The sequence below is a fragment of the Salirhabdus salicampi genome (assembly GCF_024259515.1).
In the GTDB taxonomy this organism is placed as follows: Bacteria; Bacillota; Bacilli; order Bacillales; family Alkalibacillaceae; genus Salirhabdus_A; species Salirhabdus_A salicampi.
On record NZ_JANBWE010000002.1, the window covers coordinates 26,585 to 43,935 of the forward strand.

Consider the following 17,351-nt stretch of genomic DNA (forward strand, 5'->3'; position numbering starts at 1 on the left):
TCGTGAATATGACGTGAAATACGTATTTATTTTCCTAATTAAATTTTATCAAAAATGGATTTCTCCCATGAAATTGCCGGCATGTAGGTTTCAACCTACATGCTCCCAATACGGCCTGGAAGCCTTTCAACGTTTCGGTATGTTCAAGGGACTTTTTTTAACATTACAGAGAATTTTAAAATGCAATCCCTTTCATCCCGGAGGATTTGATCCAGTTCCACAAAAGAAAAAATAAAAATTAACACATATTATAGGAGATGACAATATGAACCTCCAAGTAGAACTAAAAGCAGCTGAGTGGTTTCAAGAGGAACTACAATTAGCAAATGACGATTATGTACGATTTTTTGTACGTTATGGTGGTGTTGGAGGCATTGTACCAGGCTTTTCCTTAGGGTTTCGAATTGAGCCTCCTTACCAAGCTGTGGTGGAACAAAAGGTGAATGGCTTAACCTTTTATATTGAGGAAAAAGACGGTTGGTATTTCGGCGAAAAAACACTAATTGTTTCATACGATGAAACATTGGATGAACCGAAATACGAATACCAATAAAATAAGAGAACTGGATGTTAAGCACCCAGTTCTCTTATTTTATTTGGAAGCGTTCAATTTGGTCAGTGATTTTTTCCTGTTCCAGGATATCCTTCTGAAATTCACCAAATAAATCAAAGTGGGGATATTGGTCATCTCGATGTATCCATTCCCGTTTCAATCCATATTTTCTTCCCCATCGTTCAAGCTTTGCAATATCACTACAGCCAACTTTCGTTACGGAATTTGAATTTGGAAACCGATCATCTAACCAATAATGCGTTAAAAAAGCGATTTCACCTTTTTTAACTTTTTGTTTCCACCTTTTTAATTCTTCCCGTTTAATTCCGAATGCCACTTTATTCTTCACCCTTTGCTGCTAAGTATGCTTTATGCCATGCCGGAAACGCTTTTCGAATAGATACAGGGCGAAATGATTCCTTTTTCACACACACATGTTGTGTTGACCCCGTTACAGCGACTGCACCATTCCCATCCAATATTTTATAGCCATAAGTAACTTTTAGGCCATCATATTCCTTTAACCATGTTATAACCTTTGCAATTTGCCCATAGCGCACCGGATGTTTAAACTGCATTTGAGCATCCACTACTGGTGACACAATACCTTCTGCTTCCATGTCATGATATTGAAAGCCTAATTCTTCAATGAAAGCTGTCCGCCCAATTTCAAACCAAACTAAATAATTTGCATGGTATACGACACCCATTTGGTCTGTTTCTTGGTATCGTACCTTAATGTCTGTTTCAACCAATTTCATAAATCTTATTTCTCCTCTTTTATCAATCTTACACACTATATTACCATAAATGAAAAAGCCTGCCCTATAGGCAGGCTTTAAAGTTATTGTTGGTCGTGGTACTCATCGCGAATTTCATCACGCATCGCTTGAATGGATTCTCTTCTTCGTTCATTTTTCGCTTCAATCTGCCTTCTCTCTTCGGGACGAGAATGTGCTGCTGTTTCTTCGGCAAGTTCCATATTTTCAATCGTATTTTGTACCATGTGTTGTAATTTCTCTACATTATCAGCACGGTTATCAGGTTTTGGTTTGTTCGTACGATGTGTCATGAAACCGCCTCCTTAGTGACCTTTTGGCTGTATCCAAATTGTATCTTGCCCATGGCGACCTTTTACTTGATATTTTCTACCTTTGTTCCCATCATAACCGACGTTAATCTTGCCATGCTTATCAGGCCGGAAGTGTTTTGTATCCTTTTTCGGATTGCCCATTGCAAAACTCCTTTTGTGTGTAGAAGTTTTTACAGGACTATTTTTTGTTGTTTTCTGAAAGGCATGCGTGGAAAAAAATGAAGGCAGCGTTGCATTACTCTTCTGCTGCCCTCATGACCCCTGAGGATAGTCTTTCCTCAAGTTTTCGTTCTATTTCATCCATAAGTTCCGGATTTTGCCGTATTTGTTCCCTTTCAGCATTCAATAATTCAGTAAAACTTTTTCTTCTTTTGTTTGCCATTGGATAACCCACCCTTTTTTTAATACCATTATTTCCAAAAGGGGGAAAAATATACAACGTTAATCAAGCTTCTTCATTTGCTCTACCATCATATCGTAATCCATTGGGCCTATATGTCGGTTAAATTGTAAAATACCTTCACGATTTATAAAATACGTTGTTGGGTAAGCAACTACATCATACTGATATACAACTTTTAATTCATGATCAAGTGGAATGGGAAAAGTTAATTCATTCTTTTCAATAAAATCTTTAGCGTTATTCAACGAAAACTCATCACCTGTCGCATTAACAGCCAGAACAACAACTTCATCCCCATACTGTTCATGAAACTCCTGCATCTCTGGCATTTCCACTTTACACGGACCACACCATGATGCCCAGAAGTTTAAGAACACTTTCTTTCCTCTTAAATCAGAGAGGCTTATCGTCTCTCCCGCTAAAGTTGTTAACGTAAAATCTGGTGCTGTTTTACCTATTGTGTAGCCCTTCTCCATATCAGCCAGTTCATCAGGGACGGCATAAACGGTTCCATTAAATTCCTCTTCATCCTTTGTAACCTCTGTATCAGAGTGTTTTTCTTGGACAAAATTATATATAGCAATACTTAATAATGCTAATATGACGAAAAGACCTGACCACTTCTTTATCATGTCGGTCCACCATCCTTTATATCTTTTATGGTAATGACAAGGGCAATACCAAATGCACCCCAAACAAAAAGGCTTTGATTCTTAATGTCGTGTAACCAAAGTTGAAAACAAATATAACCAACTAAATACCAAAATGATATTCGTAATTGGCTTCCCAAATTTGAACTCCACTGTTTATTGTACAACAAAGTAGCAAAGATGAGAAAATAAACTCCCTGAGTGAAGAGAATTCGCCATTGGCTCATATCATAAAAAAAGGCATATTGGAAAGAATATAATGCCGAATAAAAAAAGGCAGAACTTAGTAAAACTGATAGCACGAATTCCATTTGGATACCTTTTCGCTTCGTATAGATAAAAAAATATAATAATCCAACAATAAGACCAAGTATAAGGCCAATTGTCCCACCTGAAAAATATAAAATGGTAAGGGGATTCTCAATAGCTTTTACTGGGTGTATAAGTATATAACTAAATTTCCAAATAGCATACACGATTAGCCAAGCTTCAAACCACTTTCCAGGAAGTGTAGAACTATGTTCATCATTATATCTGTTACAAAACAGATAGGTCCAAAAATATGTAAGTATTGGCAGACAAAATGTCAATGCTGATGGGATAAAAATGGTTATAGGACCAAGCTGAATAAGGTCATTCATTACACAACTCCCTTTCAAAAATATCTTACCATGATAACTCTACATAAAAAAAGCATTCCCTTCCGCAGGGAATGCTTTCGTTATTTTATTGAAGTTTATTTCGTAATACCATTTGTAAAATACCACCGTGGCGGTAGTAGTCAATTTCAACTTCACTGTCGAATCTTGCAATAACTTCAAACTCGGTTTTCTTACCTTCATCGTCCGTTGCAGTTACTTTTACAAGATCATGCGGCTTAACAGTTTCATCAATCTCGATATTAAATGTTTCTTTTCCTGTTAAACCTAATGATTCAGCGCTATCACCTTTTTGGAACTGAAGTGGTAGTACACCCATCATAACAAGGTTTGAACGGTGAATACGTTCAAAACTTTCAGCAATAACTGTTTTAATACCTAATAAGTTGGTACCTTTTGCAGCCCAGTCACGGGAACTTCCCATACCGTAATCTTTACCTGCTACAATAAGAAGACCAGTATTATTTTCTTGATATTTCATTGCTGCATCATAAATTGGCATTACTTCCTCTGTTGGCCAGTAAGTTGTATAACCACCTTCTGTACCAGGCGCAATTTGGTTACGGATACGAATGTTTCCGAATGTTCCACGCATCATAACTTCATGATTTCCACGTCTAGATCCAAATGAGTTAAAGTTCCGTGGAGATACACCTTTTTCAATTAAATATTTTCCTGCAGGCATATCTTTCGGAATCGCACCCGCCGGTGAAATGTGGTCTGTTGTAACAGAATCACCGAATTTACCAATCACTTTTAAGCCGTTAAGTGGTTGCACCTGTTCGGCATCTTTTGAAAGACCTTCGAAGAATGGTGGGTTTTGAATATATGTGGAATCTTCGTTCCACTTGTATAACGGCTCATCAGTTGTATCAATTTCGTTCCATTTTTCATTTGAATCAAATACTTGCTCGTATTCTTTACGGAAAATTTCAGGAGTGACAACTCTCGCAATCTCCTCTTTAACTTCCTCACTTGAAGGCCAAATATCTTTAAAGTATACAGGCTCTCCATCTTTATCTGTTCCCAATGGGTCGTTTTTCAAGTCAATGTCTACTGTACCAGCTAACGCATAAGCAACAACTAGTGGTGGTGAAGCAAGGTAGTTAGCTTTCACCAATGGGTGAATACGACCTTCAAAGTTACGGTTCCCTGATAATACAGATGTAACTGTTAAATCGCTATTACCAATTGCTTCTTCAATTTCAGGCAACAACGGACCGGAGTTACCAATACACGTCGTACATCCATAACCTACTAAATTAAAGCCTAAATTTTCAAGGTAGTTTAATAATCCAGAATCTTCTAAATAACGAGTAACAACTTTTGATCCTGGTGCTAAAGATGTTTTCACATACTCTGGTACTTCGAGTCCTTTTTCTACTGCTTTCTTTGCCAATAAACCGGCACCTAACATAACATGTGGGTTCGAAGTATTTGTACAAGATGTAATGGCCGCAATGGCTACTGCACCAGTTTTCATTGTAACTTTTTTGCCATCTTTAAAGTTAACGGTAACTTCTTTATCTTTCTCATTTTCATCTAGACCAAAGCCAGCGTTTCCTGCTGGAGCTGTTAGCGCTTTATTAAAAGACTGCTGCATTTCTGACAATGGAATCAAATCTTGAGGACGCTTAGGACCAGAAAGGTTCGGTTCAAGGTCTGATAATTCAATTTCCACTAATTCAGTAAATTCCGGATCTTCTTGATCAGGTGTGTAGAACAGTCCGTTTTGTTTACAATACGTTTCTACTAATTTGATTTGCTCTTCGCTACGACCTGTTAAGCGTAGATATTCTAATGATTCTTTATCAACTGGGAAAAAGCCACAGGTTGCTCCATATTCAGGTGCCATATTTGAAATGGTCGCACGATCAGCAAGCGGCATTTCAGATAATCCAGGTCCAAAGAATTCCACGAATTTTCCAACTACGTTTTTCTCACGTAACACTTGTGTTACTTTTAACGCCAGGTCTGTAGCCGTTGTTCCATTAGGAAATGACCCCTTTAGTTTAACACCAATAACTTCCGGAGCAGGGAAGTATGAAGGTTGTCCCAGCATTCCTGCTTCCGCCTCAATTCCGCCAACTCCCCAACCTAGAATACCTAGACCGTTAATCATTGTCGTATGAGAGTCTGTTCCAACTAATGTATCCGGGAATGCAACATACTCTCCATTCTCTTCAACGGAATGAACAACGTTCGCTAAATACTCCAAGTTTACTTGGTGGACAATACCTGTTGCTGGTGGTACTGCACGGTAGTTATCAAAGGCTTTTTGTGCCCAATGTAAAAATTCATAACGCTCAGTATTTCGTTTGAATTCTAATTCCATGTTCGCATTTAACGAGTCTTTTGTACCGTATTGGTCCACCTGTACAGAGTGGTCAATAACAAGATCTACTGGTACTTCCGGATTAATACTATCTGGGCTTCCTCCCATATCAACCATTGCTTTTCTTAATGAAGCAAGGTCAACGACCGCAGGGACACCTGTAAAGTCCTGTAAAATGACACGGGACGGTTTAAATGGGACATCAACATTTTCTCCGTCTTTTGTACCCCATTTTACCAGCTTTTCGACATGCTCATCTTTGATTACGCGACCATCGTGTTGTCGTAAAACAGATTCAAGTAGTACACGTATGGAATAAGGTAAGCGAGAAATACTACCTATACCCGCTTCTTCCAATGCTTTTAACTCATAATAGTTATACGTTTTCCCATTAAGTTCGAATTGCTTACGCGCATTAAAAACATCATTGGCTGCCATATTCTTTTACCCCCTCAATAAAGTTATGTATGGAAACCATTTTGGCTTCTCCTGTCCCCTATGTCTTTCATTTTATGCAATGCAATCTTCATTCTTTATTTTAAATGAAAACGCTCTATAAGTAAAACAATTCAAATAATTTTTTTAATTTTTAAAGGCCTTTATAATTTTCGCCACTTTACAAAAGCTAATTTGAAGGAGGTGTCATTTATGAGTGACCATAGCAGCAATCATCCGTTTAAGGGAAAAAACTCGAAATTTAGTCATCAAGCAAAACAGCCCTATGGTGTCCCGATGAAAGGTTCAAAAAAAGTAAAAAACAAAAACCATTCGAGACAAAATAAGGCTGGTACTCCTGATTTATAATGTTTGATCAATAATTGTTAAAACCTCTATTAACAGTTCCCGCTCTTCATCGTTAATGGTTCGAAAATCGAGGTATAATGTCTCATCCAAGAAGCGACCGATTACCGGTGTTTCATTAGACCTGAGTTTTCGCTCCAATTGCTTGCTACTAATGGTTTCACTCGTTAGGAAAACACCGAATGTGTCTAATTGCTCATCTGGCATTGTCCCCCCACCAATATACGAAACACTTCGTTGTGGTGTAGCTTTAATGTTGTTCAGCTCACCACAACGTTCCATAAATTCATTAACTTCTTCTTGCAGTTGGGATGAAGATTTTAAAATATCATTCGCAGTAGGAACATTATGTTTCTCTGGATTTCTACTTTTGATATATTCTTTTAATGTGATTTCTAACGCTGCCAAAGTCATTTTATCGACACGAAGAACTCTTGCAAGTTGATGTTTTTTCAAATGGTCAATATACTTCTTCTTTCCTGCAATAATCCCCGCCTGTGGTCCTCCAAGCAACTTATCTCCACTGAATGAAACAATATCTGCCCCTTGCTTAATAATGTCACTAACGTGGGGTTCATCCCCAATACTATGCTGTTTAAAATCAAGCAACGCTCCGCTACCTAAGTCCTCATAAAAAATTAAATTATGTTGATTACATGCTTTAATTAAATCGTCTCTTTCGACAGAAGCTGTAAATCCGACAATCTTAAAATTACTCGTATGTACTTTCATGATCATGTTTGTTTCTTCCGTAATCGCTTGTTCGTAATCACGCAAATGGGTCTTATTTGTAGTCCCTACTTCTACTAAATTGGCATCACTTTCTTCCATAATGGATGAAACTCGAAAGCTCCCGCCAATCTCCACTAACTCTCCACGGGAGACAATCACTTCCTTATCTTTCGATAGGCTACGTAAAATAAGGTAGGCGGCAGCAGCATTGTTATTCACGACCATCGCCGCTTCTGCACCTGTAACTTCTTGAATAATATGCTCTATATGACTATGTCTTGAACCCCTCTTTCCTTCCGCTAGATCATATTCCAAATTAGAATAATGACCGGCAATTCGCTGTACATGCTCAATCGCTTCCTTGGAAAGTCTTGCACGGCCTAAGTTTGTATGTAAAACGGTTCCAGTTCCATTTATCACTCTTTTGAGCTGGGGTTCGAACAAACGTTTCGCTTGTCGTTTTACACGATTATATATGTATTGAGGAAACGCTGAAACGTCCGGTACATCCTTTTCAGCTAATATCTTCTGTCTCAATTGACTTGTGGCAGTTTGAAGCCATAAAGTCATTCTTTCCTTAGGAATACGGTATTTTTGTTCTATTTCAAGTAACTCTTCCATATTTTGCAGCTCATGTACAGGGGGAATGCTGCGTAACAGTTCCTGCTTCTCCATATTGCTTTCCTCCATCTTCTTAACTATATTGTTGGTCAATTAATAACAATGTGGACAATAATATAGAAAAGCATGCGTTCTGCATGCTTTTCTATGAATTATTCCATTCGATGTATAACTTCGTCCAACGTAGGATACTCACCTGTTTCAAGCTTCGAATACACCTTTTCATTATTTACTGTAACCTCAAAGGCTCCGTTCGCACTAGGGATAAGCTTCAGTTCTGTAATATTACTTCGAAAATGATTAAATAGTTGTTCTGCGAAACTCGCAGCTTTTGGAGCATAGTTTCACATCATACAAAATTCAATCGATACTTTATAAGACATTTATTGTTACCCCCTTTTAGCTATGTTTCTTAGTTTATAAAAAGTTGTCCAATTTTTCAAAGATGATGCTAAGAGAGTTCATGTGTAATGATTTTCTTATGTTATCCACTTTCTTTCTTGCTCAACTCGTTTTGTCCATTTTTGTTCATCTAATAATTCTAATAACGGAATTAAATATTTTCGTGTAACATGTAAAGATTCCTTCGCTTCTTTCAGGGTAAATGATTCACCGGTTTTTTCTTTTAGTTGTGTTACGACATCTTGTAAAGTCGAAGCATGGATAACTAATTTGTCAGTTAATGGCATAATAACCTTGCGATCAATTAACAGTTGTTTTAAATCATCTGCTAAGTCACTTGGAATCTTTTCACTTAATACGTAATGAGACCATTCTTCAACTTGCAAATGGTCATCTTCAATTTTGTTTATTACGTTTTCCATTCGTTTATCCCACTGTTTCGGGAAGTGTGGATTAAAATCCCCCAACGCAATAAAATGACCATCCCCCCGGAGTGTACCTTCATCAATCCATCGATCAAGCAGTGCTTGTACAACTTTTTTTGGATGTGGTGATCGTTGAATATATTCTGCTTTATTAATTCCTTGTTTCATAGGGTGCTCTTCATGCCAACTGCGAAGGTCCTCATGCAAGGACTCTTTTATATCATTTACTGTTTGCTGCAATCCGATAAACGAAGAAACGCCTACCACTATACCTTTTTCCTTCAGACGATCAATCTCTTCCTGTAACGTATTTGGTTGAAGAGATAAAAGTTTACTCATTTCTTGTTGGGGAACCCACTTTTGTTCTTTCAACAAACGAATAATATGTTCTTCAGGAGTACCTTCTTTGTTCGCTTTTAATTTTTTAATTGTATCCTCATGAAACTTATACTTTTCACCTATTGGATTAATTACCATCCCACCACCGATTGTTTCTACCGGGGTAGCCCTTCTGATAATAAAACGATCTCCCCGACTGATGACAATTGGCTCTGATAGGCGTACTTGACAATAAATTTCCTCTTTCGTATTTTCAACCTCGTTGCGGTCAAAAAAGACAATTTGTCCGAAGATTTCCGAAGCCCCACTATGAAATTTTATTGGCGTACGCTGTTTAATTGAATAGTTAATTTCCTTTGGTAATGTTAGCGCAATATCAACAACACTGCTCTTCACATACTCGTCCGACTTCACAAGGACATGTCCTCGTTTAAGCTCATTCTTGTGAATTCCCGCTAAATTGACAGCTGCTCTTTGCCCAGCCAACGCTTTATCCACGTCCTCGTGATGTACTTGAAGATGTCGTACCTTCCCTTTTTTATGAGTAGGTAAAACAAACACAGTATCCTCTTTTTTTACAATGCCATTGTAAATGGTCCCTCTAACAATAGTACCAATTCCTTTTAGTGAAAAAATATTATCAATGGGCATTCTGAACGGTGAATCGCCACTCTTCGTCGGTATTTGCTCTAAACGTTGTTGGATAGCATCCTTTAATGCATCAATCCCTTTTTTCGATAAACTGTCCACTTCATAAACGGGAGAATGTTTAAACGCAGTATCTTCTACATATTGCTGCAAATCTTCTCTTACTATCTCTACAAGATCTTCTTCCACAGCATCTACTTTTGTAATAACAAAAATCGCATTATGTATTTCCAGCAAGTTCAAAATATCCATATGTTCTTTTGTCTGGGGCATAATCCCCTCATCCGCCGCAATAATAATGAGGACTAAATCAATACCGGCTACTCCCGCAATCATTTGCCTAATAAACCGTTCATGCCCTGGCACATCAATTACAGAAACGCTGATATTTGATCCATCAAGTTTTAACGGTGCATAGCCAAGTTCAATTGATATATTCCGTTCTTTTTCTTCTTTTAATCGATCTGTATCCATGTTGGTTAAAGCTTTTGTTAAGGCTGTTTTTCCGTGATCAATATGGCCAGCCATACCAATGGTATAATGCAAATCGCTCATGTTAATTCACCATACTTTTTATTTTTTCGGTAATGTTACACGACATATTGTACCTTGTTTCGGCCTTCTATGAAAAGATAATTGACCGCGATGTTTTTCAATTATTTGGTTTGTAATCATAAGTCCAAGTCCTGTACCATTTTGCTTTGTTGTAAAGAAAGGGTCGTATATTTTGTCCATGATCTCTTCAGGGATACCTACACCTTCATCTTCTACATAAATGACAACATGATCCCGCTCGTTCTTAATGGAAACATAAACGTTTCCTTCCTGTTCAATCCCTTCAATCGCATTTTTTATTAGGTTAATAAACACCTGTTTCATTTGTGATTTATCACAACGAACAAATACCTCTTCTCCTTCTGTATAAGAAATCTGTACATTAGAAAGCCTCGCTTGTGATTGCATTAGTTTACAGACGTCCGATAATAATGACGTAATACTCGTACTTTCCATTTGGTTTGTCATAGGCTTCGAGATAAATAACAATTCAGATGTAATGTTTTCTATTTTCTCAATTTCTTCCTCCATTATTTTATAATATTCGCCCTTCAAATCAATACCTGTACGCATTAATTGAAGGAATCCTTTTAACGATGTGATAGGATTTCTAATTTCATGGACTATTCCTGCTGCTAACTGACCAGCAACTGACATTTTTTCTGATTGAATATAAAATTGTTCCGTCTCTTTCAATATGGTCACATCTCGTGTAATCATAACAAAATACCATTCATTTTTTGTTCTATCATAAACTTTGCAAACTATTGATTCTACCCAAACGTAAGCGGCATCTTTATGAAGTATGCGATAAGTAAACGTCTTTTTTGTACCTGTTCCGTAAATGCTTTGCTTAATATAATCTTGATCGTCAGGGTGAATAAAGTGAAATATATTCGTTCCAATTAACTCTTCCCAACTATAATTAGTTAATTTCTTTATATTTTTTGAAATATAGTCAAGGGTACCATCAAACGAATACACAGATAATACACTAAAACCCTCTTCCTCAATCCATTCTAGTATACTTGGAGGCAGTTCACTTACGTTTTTAAACATATTTCCCCTTCTTTCTCCCGAATCAAAGGAAGATACCAATGAACGTATTGAACTAGGATATCTTCTCTTTTCCAATCTAACTCCCCCTTAATCAATAAGTACTAGTGTAGATACATCATATTATTTGTAGGGAAAGTCCCTACTCTATTTATGTATAATAAATTTTACGAAATATGACAAAATTGTTCCCATTTCGGTATGTTATTTATATATAATGGTTCATTATATTTTCCAATCCATTCTAAAATCGATATATTCAGTATAGTATAAATCGCTCAAAAAAAATGTCGAAATTTCACATATTAATAATAAAATATTCAAAATTTTCTAACATATGATGAAACGAATCATTCATGCTATGATTTTACTTATACTGAAAGTGCTAAAGTAGGTGATATTATGTCAGATTTATTTATGTTTTTTATCATTATTTGGTCATTTATTATGTTAGGCTTACTAACCATTGGCGGCTATTTTATGTTTCGAAAATTTTTAAAAAGGTTACCAAAGGAAGATGGAAAATCCATCATTGACTGGGAAGAGTACTATGTTAACGAAACGATTCACTTATGGGGAGAACCTGAAAAACAGCTTTTAAACGAGCTTGTTGAACCTGTTCCTCAATTATTTCGTGATGTAGCGAAACAAAAAATTGCAAGTAAAATTGGTGAACTGGCTTTAAAGCGAAATGTGGACTATATTTCACAGGACATTATTATTGAAGGTTATATCAAAGCTACACCAAAACGTGACCATAAATTTTTAATTCAAACGTTACTTGAAAAAAATATCGATATCCAACCTTATGAGGCTCTCTTGGATAAATAAATAACCCTTATACCGCACGAACGGTATAAGGGTTATTTTTGTTGAGCAAATTCACTAATAGATTGTTGCTCATCAAGAAGTGCTTTTTTTAATTTAAGAAATTTAATAAGCATCGCTATGCGCCAACTAATAATCATGCCAAAAGCTAATAAAAAAAACATACTACTTGTTTCTGTAAGAGAAATACTTTGCCCGATGATTAACTTTAGTACTATACGTAAAATTAACAATCCAAATAGAATAAAAATAAAAGCCTTGGAAGGTTTTAAATATATATCTTTTCCCTTAATTTCAAACGTTGAAGTAATAATGAGTAATGTAGAAAAGAGGACACCAACTAACAGCGCTTCAATAACTTTTGACCAGCTTATTTGAAACATAGGAAAGAAAAACATACATGCACCAGTGCTCATAAATAACGGTGGTAACACAATTTTCTTTACTGTTGCTGGCCTTTTCGCAGCCCGAAGTCGAATCATAATCATTAATGTTGCCATCATAAATGCTGCAGCAGTACTGGCTATTGCCCAAAACATTTTGTTCACTCTTTTCTGTTATATATTTTAGCTGATTTATGTATGTAATACTTGATTAATCGTATCCATAACTCGATCTTCATCAAACGGTTTCACAATAAAATCCTTTGCACCTAGTTGGATAGCCTCAATAACCGTTTTCTGTTGTCCCACAGCAGAGCACATTAAAACTTTTGCGTTCGGGTCATGCTTTAAAATCGCTTTCGTTGCTTCAATACCGTTTAACTCTGGCATCGTAATATCCATCGTTACTAAATCCGGTTGTAAGTGGATATATTTTTCTATTGCATCGTTTCCATTTACAGCTTGTCCGACGACCTCATGCCCAGCTCCTTGGAGCATGTTGGATAAGGTAACCCTCATAAATTTTGCGTCATCAACGATTAATACTCTCCCCAACTGGCTGCCCCCTAACTCCACTAATCTGAACGGTCATTTGCAATCGTTAATATAATGGTAAGCGTTACTCCAACAACCGTAAAATAAACTCCTAAATCAAAAATCAATGCAGTTGCTAATTCTACCTTTCCAAAGAAAGGGAAATCAAAGTAGTCAAACCCTTGAGTTAAAAACGGTTTGTCAAAGAAAAATGCACCTACTCCAGATAACGTTGCAATTAATAGTCCAACCGGTACTAAAAGACGGAAGTTAAGCGGAATAATTTTTCGAATTGTGGCGTAGCCGTATGTCATGTACATTAAGACAATGGCAGCTGCTGTCATAAGACCACCTATGAACCCACCACCAGGAGCATTGTGTCCAGCTAGAAACAAGTATACTGAAAAACCTAATAAAATAAAGGCGATTAATGCTGTCGTTGTACGTAAGATTAAGTCATTCGGTTTCAACATGAGCCGATCTCCCTTTCCATATTTATATTAATCATAATATAACGTAACTACCTTAACAACTAACGGTAATTTATTTTTAAAACCCCGTAAATCCAAATAAGTTTGCTAAATAATTCGTAAGAATGCGCATCCAATCAAAAAATAACATAATTCCGAGGAAAATCATAATGTAACCACCGACTGTCACTAACTTAACACTGTTTCGTTTAATCCAGTCCATTTTCCCAATAAAGAACGATAAGAGAAGAAATGGTATAGAAAAACCAAGAGAATAAGCGATCATCAGCGTCAAACCTAACTCTGGATTCGTGTAAGCCATGGCGATAACTGCTCCAAGTATTGGACCTGTGCATGGCGTCCAACTCATAGAGAAGGCCATACCAATGAATGCAGATCCAAGATACCCGGAAGGGCGATGTTTAAAAGATACTCGTCTTTCTTTCAATAAGAATTGAAAGTTGAAGAAACCAATCATGACAAAACCAAAAAACACCATTAAAATGGCACCAAGTTGCCGTATATATGTTTTATACTCAATTAAGAACTCTCCTATAGTATACGTTGCAAAACCAATCATAACAAAAATGGAGGAAAATCCTAATAAAAAGAAAATTGTATGAAGCATGCTTCTCTTTTTCAACAATGCGTTTTCTGATTTTAATTCGTCAACACTCATTCCTGTAATATAAGATAGAAATACAGGGTAAAGTGGTAGCACACATGGGGATATAAATGATAGGAAGCCAGCCCCAAATGCTAAAAATATATTAACTTCTGTCATAAATGTTCTCTCCTTATAAGTCCGTATCGATATACCAACATTTTATCAAATGATGCTTAAGATTCACATTCATGACATTTGACATATTTGTGAACGAGAAGTTAACAAGCAATAATAAATCCTTCTCCAATTGAAGAAGGATTTAATCACTATTTATTATCCATTTGGTTGCTCATGGCACGCATCATTTGTTTGATTTTCTTTTGTGACGGCTTCTGTCCCATTTGCATCATCATCGTGCGAAGCATTTGTTCATTAATTGGAGGGTTTTTCTTCAAGTAGTTCATCATATATTTTCTAGCAATAAAAAACCCTAAGGCAATACCGGCCAATAAAGTAATAATAGCGATTAATACTACCCATAACGTACTCATAATTAAATATTTCCTCCTTCATGTTGTCTCTCATACAGTATAGATGAAGCAACAAGTTATGACAATAGTCGATTTTATAGGATAATCTCCTTTTTTATAGGGGCTAACCAACCATACTGATGGTTATGAACATCCATAACGAAAAAAGACGTATGAAAACCCCGCATATATTCAAAGAGCATTAATTCTGCCTCTTCCATAGAAGAACACAGAATTGTCCATTCTTTTCTATCACATTGAATGGCCATTTGCAAGTTTTGGTGCTCAATACTTATATGATTTATGCCTATATGGACCTTTGCACTTCCCTTCAATTTATCATGTAAATAGCGGGAGATCTTTGCAAATGGAATATCCTTTGTTATAAAGTCAAACTGCCGATTATATGTTTGATCAGCATGCTCCTTTTTATATTCACGTAAAAAAGCATAAAGCAAATCACTTTTATGGAAGTAATGTTTAGCGAACTCTTCCCTTATCCAAAACAACGATAATTGCAACATATGCTCGTCCCTCCTATAAGGGACATTTTAGCAAAGTTTTTTGAAAAGTTTGTCAAAATAGGTCGTTCTAACATTATAAATTTATGACAAAATATTGGCGCTCTACTGAATTACTCAGAAAGCGCCAATATTTCTTTTACTTTATTTTAATAAAGCTTCAACTTTTGACACAACATTTTCCACCGTAAAACCATACTCTGACATAATTTTTTCGCCAGGAGCTGAAGCACCAAAGGTATGAATACCTAAAATATCACCTTCGTCACCTACATACTTTTCCCAGCCTAAAGGAATTGCCATTTCGACAGCTAAACGTTTTTTCACATTTGGTGGTAATACGCTTGCTTTATATGATTCATCTTGTTGTTCAAATCGATCCCAAGACGGCATACTCACAACCGCAGCGTCAATTCCCTTTTCCTTTAGTTGCTCTTTTGCTTGCATAACGAGTTGTACTTCGGAGCCAGTAGCTAATAAAAGAACATCAGCTTCGTCCTTATCACTAGCTGACAGAACGTAAGCACCTTTCTTCACACCGTCCATAGCCTTTTCGCTTGAACCAGGAAGTGTTGGTAAGCCTTGTCTAGTTAATACAAGGGCTGTAGGTTGATCTTCAGATTCGACCGCCAATTTCCATGCCGCAGTTGTTTCATTTCCGTCGGCTGGACGAATAACAGATAGGTTAGGTACTACTCTTAATGACGGTAATTGTTCTACGGGTTCGTGAGTTGGACCGTCTTCTCCTACTGCTATAGAATCATGAGTTAATACGTAAGTAACAGGTACATTCATTAATGCAGAAAGCCTGATTGCCGGACGGAGGTAATCACTAAACACAAAGAACGTACCGCCAAATGTTTTAACGCCACCGTGTAATGCCATTCCATTCATAGCAGCCGCCATTGCAAATTCACGGACACCGTACCATATGTTACGACCAGCGTAATTTGCAGGAGTAAAGTCATCTTCGTCCTTAATCGTTGTCTTGTTTGAACCAGCTAAATCAGCACTTCCACCAATAAAGTTTGGTACATTTTTCGCAATCGCATTTAATGCCTCACCAGAAGATGCACGTGTAGCTAACTTATCTTTTCCTTCAACATATGTTGGTAAATCCTTATCCCAACCTTCTGGAAGTCCACCTTCAATTGCTGTTTCAAACTCTTTTGCTAATTCTGGATATGCTTCACGGTATTTTTCAAGAAGCTCGTTCCATTCACTTTCCTTTTGAACACCATTATTTTGTACCTTTTCTTTAAAATCTTCATACACTTCTTCCGGTACGTGGAATGGTTCATGCTCCCAGCCATAAGCTTCTTTTACGAGTTGTAACTCTTCTTCTCCTAATGGGGCACCATGAGCATCTGATTTCCCACCTTTATTTGGTGAACCATGGCCAATTACCGTTTTCACTTCAATCAATGTAGGCTGTTCAACATTTTCTTTTGCTGCAGCTATTGCGTTGCGTAGTTCATTCACATCTGTTCCATCATCAACGCGTAGTACTTGCCATCCATAAGAATTAAAGCGGCTCTCAACTTTCTCTGAAAAGGAGCGGTCTAAGTCTCCATCAAGAGAAATATCATTAGAGTCATAAAGTACTACTAGTTTTCCTAGTTTTAAGTGACCAGCTAGAGATGCAGCTTCATGGGAAATACCTTCCATTAAGTCTCCATCACCACAAATTGCATATGTAAAATGATCAACTACATTGTACGATTCCTTGTTATATTTAGCAGCTAAAAATTGCTCTGCCATTGCCATCCCTACGGACATAGCAACACCTTGTCCTAATGGACCAGTCGTTGCTTCTACCCCATCAGTATGTCCAAATTCAGGGTGCCCCGGAGTATTTGATCCCCACTGACGAAAGTTTTTCAAGTCTTCGATAGAAACTTGGTACCCAGACAAGTGTAATAGTGAGTATAAAAGCATGGAGCCGTGCCCAGCTGATAAAACGAAACGGTCACGGTTGAACCAGCCAGAATTTTTCGGATTGTGATTCATAAACTCAGTCCATAATGTATAAGCCATCGGTGCTGCACCCATAGGCATACCTGGATGTCCGGAATTTGCTTTTTCAACTGCATCAATGGATAAAGTACGAATCGCATTGATGGACTTTTCTTCAATTTGTTTAGCCATAAACGTAAAACTCCTTTCTTCTTCCATAACAATCATAACAATATAATCCTATACCGAA

At 37.0% G+C, this 17,351-nt stretch carries 22 protein-coding genes and 1 pseudogene; 4 read left to right on the forward strand and 19 right to left on the reverse strand.

Annotated elements, in window-relative coordinates; translation table 11 throughout:
- The first annotated feature begins 13 nt into the window (after window positions 1-13).
- Both yidD and NLW78_RS06110 read left to right on the forward strand, forming a co-directional pair.
- Entirely contained in the window at window positions 14-235 is a 222-nt protein-coding gene (gene yidD, locus NLW78_RS06105; RefSeq protein ID WP_254496131.1) for a membrane protein insertion efficiency factor YidD, read from the forward strand.
- 30 nt (window positions 236-265) lie between these two features.
- Window positions 266-553, forward strand: a complete 288-nt coding sequence (locus NLW78_RS06110) for a HesB/YadR/YfhF family protein (protein ID WP_254496132.1) — start codon at window positions 266-268, stop codon at window positions 551-553.
- A 34-nt stretch (window positions 554-587) separates the two neighbouring features.
- Here NLW78_RS06110 and NLW78_RS06115 read toward each other — a convergent pair whose 3' ends face one another.
- From NLW78_RS06115 to acnA, 8 genes are all read right to left on the reverse strand, one after another.
- A complete protein-coding gene (locus tag NLW78_RS06115) occupies window positions 588-890 on the reverse strand; it encodes a hypothetical protein (protein ID WP_254496133.1) in 303 nt (100 codons plus the stop codon).
- A 1-nt stretch (window position 891) separates the two neighbouring features.
- A complete protein-coding gene (locus NLW78_RS06120) occupies window positions 892-1,314 on the reverse strand; it encodes an acyl-CoA thioesterase (RefSeq protein WP_254496134.1) in 423 nt (140 codons plus the stop codon).
- An 83-nt stretch (window positions 1,315-1,397) separates the two neighbouring features.
- Window positions 1,398-1,625, reverse strand: a complete 228-nt coding sequence (gene tlp, locus NLW78_RS06125; RefSeq protein WP_254496135.1) for a small acid-soluble spore protein Tlp — start codon at window positions 1,623-1,625, stop codon at window positions 1,398-1,400.
- A 12-nt stretch (window positions 1,626-1,637) separates the two neighbouring features.
- A complete protein-coding gene (sspN, locus tag NLW78_RS06130) occupies window positions 1,638-1,787 on the reverse strand; it encodes a small acid-soluble spore protein N (RefSeq protein WP_254496136.1) in 150 nt (49 codons plus the stop codon).
- 94 nt (window positions 1,788-1,881) lie between these two features.
- Window positions 1,882-2,028 (reverse strand): FbpB family small basic protein, encoded by a 147-nt coding sequence (locus NLW78_RS06135; protein WP_254496137.1) that lies wholly within the window; start codon window positions 2,026-2,028, stop codon window positions 1,882-1,884.
- A 59-nt stretch (window positions 2,029-2,087) separates the two neighbouring features.
- Complete coding sequence (locus NLW78_RS06140) at window positions 2,088-2,681, reverse strand: TlpA family protein disulfide reductase (protein ID WP_302328468.1); 594 nt, start codon at window positions 2,679-2,681, stop codon at window positions 2,088-2,090.
- Complete coding sequence (locus tag NLW78_RS06145) at window positions 2,678-3,340, reverse strand: hypothetical protein (RefSeq protein ID WP_254496138.1); 663 nt, start codon at window positions 3,338-3,340, stop codon at window positions 2,678-2,680. Before NLW78_RS06145 ends, NLW78_RS06140 begins: the two co-directional genes overlap by 4 nt.
- 85 nt (window positions 3,341-3,425) lie before the next feature.
- A complete protein-coding gene (gene acnA / locus NLW78_RS06150) occupies window positions 3,426-6,131 on the reverse strand; it encodes an aconitate hydratase AcnA (protein ID WP_254496139.1) in 2,706 nt (901 codons plus the stop codon).
- A 210-nt stretch (window positions 6,132-6,341) separates the two neighbouring features.
- Here acnA and NLW78_RS06155 point away from each other — a divergent pair, with 210 nt between their 5' ends.
- Window positions 6,342-6,497: a small acid-soluble spore protein P gene (locus NLW78_RS06155; protein ID WP_254496140.1), complete on the forward strand. Its 156-nt coding sequence runs from the start codon at window positions 6,342-6,344 to the stop codon at window positions 6,495-6,497.
- On the opposite strand, the gene selA is transcribed toward NLW78_RS06155, so the two are convergent.
- The 4 genes and pseudogenes from selA to NLW78_RS06170 form a co-directional block, all read right to left on the reverse strand.
- A complete protein-coding gene (selA, locus tag NLW78_RS06160; RefSeq protein WP_254496141.1) occupies window positions 6,492-7,901 on the reverse strand; it encodes an L-seryl-tRNA(Sec) selenium transferase in 1,410 nt (469 codons plus the stop codon). The two genes, NLW78_RS06155 and selA, sit on opposite strands and share 6 nt — an antisense overlap.
- Window positions 7,902-7,999: 98 nt before the next feature.
- A pseudogene (locus NLW78_RS15655) lies at window positions 8,000-8,179 on the reverse strand (Rdx family protein); the annotation flags it as partial.
- A 147-nt stretch (window positions 8,180-8,326) separates the two neighbouring features.
- On the reverse strand, window positions 8,327-10,216 hold the full coding sequence (gene selB, locus NLW78_RS06165) for a selenocysteine-specific translation elongation factor (RefSeq protein WP_254496142.1): 1,890 nt from the start codon (window positions 10,214-10,216) through the stop codon (window positions 8,327-8,329).
- Between the two features lie 18 nt (window positions 10,217-10,234).
- Window positions 10,235-11,350, reverse strand: a complete 1,116-nt coding sequence (locus NLW78_RS06170) for an ATP-binding protein (protein ID WP_254496143.1) — start codon at window positions 11,348-11,350, stop codon at window positions 10,235-10,237.
- Window positions 11,351-11,671: 321 nt separating this feature from the next.
- On the opposite strand from NLW78_RS06170, the gene NLW78_RS06175 reads away from it, so the two are divergent.
- Window positions 11,672-12,103 carry a DUF2621 family protein gene (locus NLW78_RS06175; RefSeq protein ID WP_437181963.1) on the forward strand — a complete coding sequence of 144 codons (432 nt, stop codon included), beginning with the start codon at window positions 11,672-11,674 and terminating at the stop codon, window positions 12,101-12,103.
- Between the two features lie 32 nt (window positions 12,104-12,135).
- Here the strand turns inward: NLW78_RS06175 and NLW78_RS06180 are convergent, their stop codons facing one another.
- From NLW78_RS06180 to tkt, 7 genes are all read right to left on the reverse strand, one after another.
- Window positions 12,136-12,639, reverse strand: coding sequence for a CcdC family protein (locus NLW78_RS06180; RefSeq protein ID WP_254496145.1), 504 nt, complete (start codon window positions 12,637-12,639; stop codon window positions 12,136-12,138).
- A 36-nt stretch (window positions 12,640-12,675) separates the two neighbouring features.
- A complete protein-coding gene (locus NLW78_RS06185; protein WP_302328469.1) occupies window positions 12,676-13,038 on the reverse strand; it encodes a response regulator in 363 nt (120 codons plus the stop codon).
- Between the two features lie 20 nt (window positions 13,039-13,058).
- A complete protein-coding gene (locus NLW78_RS06190) occupies window positions 13,059-13,490 on the reverse strand; it encodes a Na(+)/H(+) antiporter subunit B (RefSeq protein WP_254496146.1) in 432 nt (143 codons plus the stop codon).
- Window positions 13,491-13,566: 76 nt separating this feature from the next.
- Complete coding sequence (locus NLW78_RS06195) at window positions 13,567-14,271, reverse strand: cytochrome c biogenesis CcdA family protein (protein WP_254496147.1); 705 nt, start codon at window positions 14,269-14,271, stop codon at window positions 13,567-13,569.
- A gap of 149 nt (window positions 14,272-14,420) precedes the next feature.
- On the reverse strand, window positions 14,421-14,645 hold the full coding sequence (locus tag NLW78_RS06200; RefSeq protein WP_254496148.1) for a YneF family protein: 225 nt from the start codon (window positions 14,643-14,645) through the stop codon (window positions 14,421-14,423).
- Between the two features lie 74 nt (window positions 14,646-14,719).
- A complete protein-coding gene (gene sirA, locus NLW78_RS06205) occupies window positions 14,720-15,148 on the reverse strand; it encodes a sporulation inhibitor of replication protein SirA (protein ID WP_254496149.1) in 429 nt (142 codons plus the stop codon).
- 141 nt (window positions 15,149-15,289) lie between these two features.
- Complete coding sequence (gene tkt, locus NLW78_RS06210; protein WP_254496150.1) at window positions 15,290-17,293, reverse strand: transketolase; 2,004 nt, start codon at window positions 17,291-17,293, stop codon at window positions 15,290-15,292.
- Window positions 17,294-17,351: the final 58 nt, after the last annotated feature.